At 63.9% G+C, this 5,654-nt stretch carries 2 protein-coding genes and 1 pseudogene; 2 read left to right on the top strand and 1 reads right to left on the bottom strand.

What is annotated here, in order from left to right:
• A partial coding sequence (locus tag EOA28_RS22880) for an MG2 domain-containing protein (RefSeq protein WP_245501579.1) occupies positions 1-2,253 on the bottom strand: 2,253 nt, incomplete at its 3' end.
• Positions 2,254-2,530: 277 nt separating this feature from the next.
• On the opposite strand from EOA28_RS22880, the gene EOA28_RS22875 reads away from it, so the two are divergent.
• Together EOA28_RS22875 and EOA28_RS22870 are read left to right on the top strand one after the other, a co-directional pair.
• A complete protein-coding gene (locus EOA28_RS22875; RefSeq protein WP_127252523.1) occupies positions 2,531-4,459 on the top strand; it encodes an autotransporter assembly complex family protein in 1,929 nt (642 codons plus the stop codon).
• Positions 4,460-4,461: 2 nt separating this feature from the next.
• Positions 4,462-5,654: pseudogene (locus tag EOA28_RS22870) on the top strand (translocation/assembly module TamB); the annotation flags it as partial.

Here is a 5,654-nt window from a genome sequence, read left to right as displayed (position 1 = left end):
GTCCCAACTGCTCGTGGTCGACAGCGTCATCTCGCCTTCCAGCGCCAGGCCCGCGGCCGGCGCGCCATAGAGGAAGCGGCCGTCGACGGTGGCGTTGGCGGTCTCGCCCTGGGCGATCTCCCTCTTGTCGGCGGTCAGGTCGAATTCGATGCGATCCGGCACGAAGTCCTCGACCAGGAACATCTGGCTGGCGACCGGCGACTGCTTGGGATCGGTGTAGATCGACACCGTCCAGGTGCCGCGCATGGCGTTGGCTTCGAGCGGCAGGTCGACGGCATGGCCGCCGGCGGACTCGCCATTGCTGACGATGCGGCGGTTCTCGACGCCGTCCGGACGGGTGAAGATGAAGGTCAGCGGCAGGTTCTCGACCGCTTTTGCCGCGCCGTCGCGGGCAAGCGCCGCGACATGGACGTCCTCGCCGGCGCGGTAGATGCCGCGCTCCGTCCAGGCATAGACGTCGAGCGCGCCGGGCGAGGCGCGCCCTTCGACGCCGCGATCCGACAGGTCGAAGCCGGCTTTGCCCATGTCGAGGAAGACAAAGTCATTGTCGCCCTGCTTGGCCATCAGCACGGCCGGCACCATGCCGTTTTCGCCGCGGGTCAGCCCCGGATTGAAGACGGCGTGGCCCTCGGCGTCAGTGGTCGCGGTGCCGAGGATTTCGTTGTTCCTGGCGAGCAATGTCAGTTCGGCGCCGGAAATCGGCTTGGCCGAGCCCAGCGAACGGGCAAAGACGTTGAGCCCGTCCTGGCCGGTATAGGTGGAAAGGCCGATGTCGGAGACCACGAACCACTGCGTGGCGCGCGAACCGTAATCGTCGCTCTTGTCGTCGACCGGCTGCGCGGTCAGCACATAGACGCCGGGCTTGCGCTGCGGGATCGCCTCATCAACCGGGAAAGAGGTGGTCACCTCCTTGTTGAGATCGTTGGTGATGTCGAGCGTGCCGGACCAGACGGGCTCGCCCATCTGGTCGGAAATGGTGGAAATATCGTAGCCGTCGAGCTGATGCAGGAACTGATAACCGGACAAAAGCTGCGCCAGCGAACGATCACCGATGCGATAGAGCGTCATCTTGGCGGCGTTCATGTTGACGGTGACGACCGGAATGCCGCGGCGGGCGCCGGCCGGCAGCACGAAACTGTCGCCGGTGAAGCGGGCTGACGGGGCGCGGTCCTGAACGTAGATCGACAGCACGACAGGCGCCGCGATCGTTTCACCGATTGCCGCCGGCAAGCCGGCGCGGAAAGTCACGTCATAATGCTGGCCGTGTTCCAGGCCCTCGACGCAGATCTGCTTGTCCTTGGCCTCGACGGCCTTGGGCGCGGCATTGTCGACGGTCACGAATTGCGCATAGTCGACGCCGGTCTTGACCAGTTCTTCGGAGAACTGGGCGCAGATGAGCGGCGAAGAGGAATCGGCGTCGACGGTGTGCTCGACGACGCGGAAACCCTTGCGTGCCTTGAGGTCGGCATAGTCGGCCTGGACGGCCGGCGAGCTCACCAGCGCAAGGCTCGCCTCATAGGCCTGAAGCGACGGCCGGTAGAGATCGCGCTTGTCGAGGCCGGCGCCAAGCAGCGCCAGCGCCTCGGCGCGGGTCTTTGCCGTGCGCACCAGCTTGTAGGCGTTGAAGGCCGCCGACGTGGCGTTCATCGGGAAAGTCGAGGGTTCGGTGGTGTTCGACGCCGGCTCCACGGCGAGTATCTCGCGAGCCAGCGCCAGCCAGAGCGCGCCGTCATCGGGCAGAACGGAGATCGCGGCCTCGTATTTCTGCGTGGCAAGGCGATGGTCGCCGGTGAGCGAGGCCTGCTCGGCGGCGGCCTGCAAGGCAGCAAGGCCCTCGGTCGGCTTGTCATAGGCCGGATCGGTCAGCTTGTTGCGGAACTGCTGGGCCTGGTCGGCCATCCAGTTCGGGAAAAAGGGCAGAGCCGGCGGAGCGCCGATATCGGGGTCGCCATCGACATTCGCGACCTTGCCGGCAACGGCACCGGTGAAGGATTTCAACTGGTTATAGTCGGATTTGAGAAAGCACCACTTTGCCTTGGTGTTGTAGGTGAAGGCGCGGCAGGCGGTATCGCCAAGGCATGTGGTCTTGCACTGGTCGAGGCTGACATTCTGCTCCGATCTCAGGTCGAAGCCGAAATAGTCGGAATTGTCGGTCGTCACGATTCGCCGGGCTTCGGCCGCAAGCGCCGCCCCGCCCAGGGCGAAAAAGATGAGAAGAAGGAAAGAGACACCACGAGCCGCGCGCATTGCCATACCACCCTCCAGACATCGCCAGCGTCCGGGCATGATCAAGCTTCGTGCAGGCTTGTCAACGCCGGAACGCCGCGGGTTTTTCACCCGCCAACGGTTTCCATGCCGGCCAAAGGCCGGTATTTCGACAGAACCTCTATGAGACGGATCACACTTTCTTGCGGAATCGCAAAAGGTGTGAATTCCAAGCCCGGTCCATTTCAGACAATTGGATTGTGGCCCCTTTACGAACATTTCGGAACTTCATTCCAATTTTAGTTTTGTCGACTAGGTTGTCTTAATGCCGGCGCGTGAAAAGCAGATGTCAGGAGGGTTCGCGCCAGGGCGCGGGCTTCCGCGCGCCCTGCTTTTCGCGCTTTTTTGCGCCGCAATGCTGGCCGGGGAGGTACGGCAGGCGGCGGCTTTCGAGATTTTCGGCATCAAGCTCTGGGGCTCGTCCAAGGACGAGGATGCCGACATCGTCGATCCGCTTCGCTATTCCGTGACGCTCAATGCGCCTGATGCCGACAAGGATCTAGTGAAAAGGCTCGAAAACGCCTCGGCGCTGAAGAACGACGAGGACCATCCGGTGTCGGGATCGCTCGGCCTGATGGCTAAGGCGCGCGGCGACCGCGAACAACTGGTCGCCGCGCTCTACGCCGATGCCCGCTACGAAGGCGTGGTCACCATAACGATCGAAGGCAAGTCGATCGACGAGTTGCCGCCGGACGCCGAATTCAAGGGGCCGCAGCCCATTCCGGTCGTCGTCAGCGTCGCACCCGGGGCGAAATTCACGCTTGGCAATATCCGGCTGAAGGGCGATGCCGCCGGGCTGGCGAGCGCCGATTTCGGGCTGATCGCCGGCGGCGATGCCGGCTCCGGCGCCGTGCTCAAGGCCGAAGCGCTGATCGTGCGAGCGCTGAAGGACGAGGGCAGGCCGCTTGCAAAGATCACAGACCGCGAGATCGTCGCCGAGCACGCCAGCTCGACGCTGGACGTGACGTTGACGGTGGCGGCCGGCCCGGTCGCCGGCTATGGCGACACCACGGTCGAGGGCACGGAAAAGGTCGATCGCGACTTCACCGAATACATGACCGGGCTGAAGCGGGGCCAGCAATATTCGCCGCAGGAAATCGACGATGCCCGCGACCGGCTGCTCGGCCTCGAGGTCTTCAACAGCGTGACCATCAAGGAAGGCGACAGCCTCGACGCCAACGGCAACATCCCGATCGACGTCCAGGTAAGCGAGCGCAAGCCGCGCTTTTTCGGCCTCGGCGGCACGTTCTCGAATACGGAAGGGCTGGGGCTAGAAGGCTATTGGGGACACCGCAACCTGTTCGGCCAGGCCGAGAAGCTGCGCATCGACGGTTCGATCAGCGGCATCGGCAGCAACAGCCTTTCAGCTCTCAACTACAATGCCGGCGTCATGTTCGAGAAGCCGGGCGTGCTCGGGCCGACGTCGAAATTCTTCACCGGCGTCAAGACTGTGTTCGAGCACCCCGATGCCTATGACCATTTCTCGGTGAAGGGCGACGTCGGCGTTTCCTACGATCTCGACAAGCAGCAGCGGGTCTCGGCCGAATTCGACCTCGACTATTCGAGGATCACCGACGCTTTCGGCAAGCATACCTATCTGATCGCCAGCGTGCCGCTGCAATATGTCTATGACAATCGCGACAACAAGCTCAACCCGACCAGGGGCTTCCGCTTCCTCGCCTATGCCGAGCCAAGCTACGACATATTGAACGGCGCGACCTTCCTGAAGCTGAAGGGCGAGGGCTACACCTATCAGTCGCTGGACACGGCAAGCAGGTTCTTGCTCGCCGAACGCGCAACGCTGGGCTCGATCGTCGGCACCGGCCTGCAGAACGTGCCCGCCGACCGGCGCTTCTATTCCGGCGGCGGCGGCTCGGTGCGCGGTTATTCCTACCAGGGCATCGGCCCGAAGGATATTGACGGCCAGCCGATCGGCGGCCTCTCCTTCTTCGAGACCTCGGTGGAGATGCGTATCGGCGTCACCGACACGATCGGCATCGTTCCCTTCGTCGATGCCGGCACGGTCTCGATCAAATCCTTCCCGGATTTCTCGGATGTGAAGGTCGGCGCCGGCGTCGGTCTGCGCTACATTACCCCGTTCGGGCCACTGCGCATCGACGCGGCGGTGCCGCTAAACCGCGATCCGGGCGATCCGCATTTCGGCATCTATGCCGGCATCGGCCAGGCGTTCTGACGATGAAGATCTTTTGGCGCATCCTCCGCATCTTTATCTACACGCTGCTTCTGCTGCTGGTGGTGGCGATCGGCGCCCTGGTCGTCCTGACAGGCACCGAAGGCGGCCGTCAGAACCTCGCCGGCCTGATCTCGAAGATGGCCTCGAGCGAGGACCGAAAGGTTACGGTCGCCGGCATCGAAGGCATCTGGTCGGGGGCGCTCAGGGTCGATCATGTCGTGCTGGAGGACCGCGCCGGCCCCTGGATGGTCGCACGCAACGTGGCGCTCGACTGGTCGCCGACGGCGCTGCTCTCCCGGAATTTCAATGCTGACCGCTTCGCCGCCGAGCGGATCGAGCTGGCGCGGCTGCCGCAGCCGAGCCAGCAGCCGTCGCAGGGCGGCTCGTCCAGCCTGCCGGTGTCGATCGACGTGAAGCAGATCGACCTGCCGGAGATCGCGCTGGGACAGGAGCTTGCCGGCAGCGGGATCGCCGAACTGGCCGCCAAGGGCTCGCTCCAGGCCGATCCGTCGCCGCTGGCGATCGAGAGCGTGCTCAATGTCTCCCGCCATGACGGCAAGCAAGGCAATGTCGACGCCAAGATCCACTTCGCGCCGGCCGACAACAAGCTCGACCTCGATCTCAAGGCGTCGGAACCGGCCGGCGGCATCATCGCCAATCTGCTCAAACTGCCGAATGCGCCGCCCGTCAACATCGTCGTTTCCGGCAGCGGACCTTTGGCCAATTGGAGCGGCGTCGGCACCTTTATGGTCGACAACCGGATCGTCACCCAGTTCACCGGCCGACACCAGCTGTCCGATAAGGGTCATCACATCGAGGCCAAGGGCGACGGCGAATTCGAGCCGTTCCTGCCGGAGAAGATAAAGTCGCTGTTTGCCGGCAAGACGAGCTTCGACCTCGCCGGAACGGCCACCGCATCGGGTGGGATCGATATCGAACAGGCCACCATCGAGAGCGACTCCGTGCACGGCGCCGCAACCGGCAATGTCGATCCGAAGGGCGCCAGCGACCTGGCCGTCGAGCTTGCCGCCAAGGACAAGCCCGTCACCATCGATGTCGGCAACAGCGCGGTTCCGATCCTGGTCGCGGTTGAAAAGGCCACAGTGCGCGCCTTCGGCGACGGCAAGGCGCCGATGGTCGATATCGGCACGTCGCTCACCTCGGTCGCCGTCGGCGGCACCCAGCTCAACAATAT

Source organism: Mesorhizobium sp. M2A.F.Ca.ET.067.02.1.1 (assembly GCF_004023285.1).
In the GTDB taxonomy this organism is placed as follows: Bacteria; Pseudomonadota; Alphaproteobacteria; order Rhizobiales; family Rhizobiaceae; genus Mesorhizobium.
This window is presented reverse-complemented; position numbering and strand designations above follow the sequence as displayed.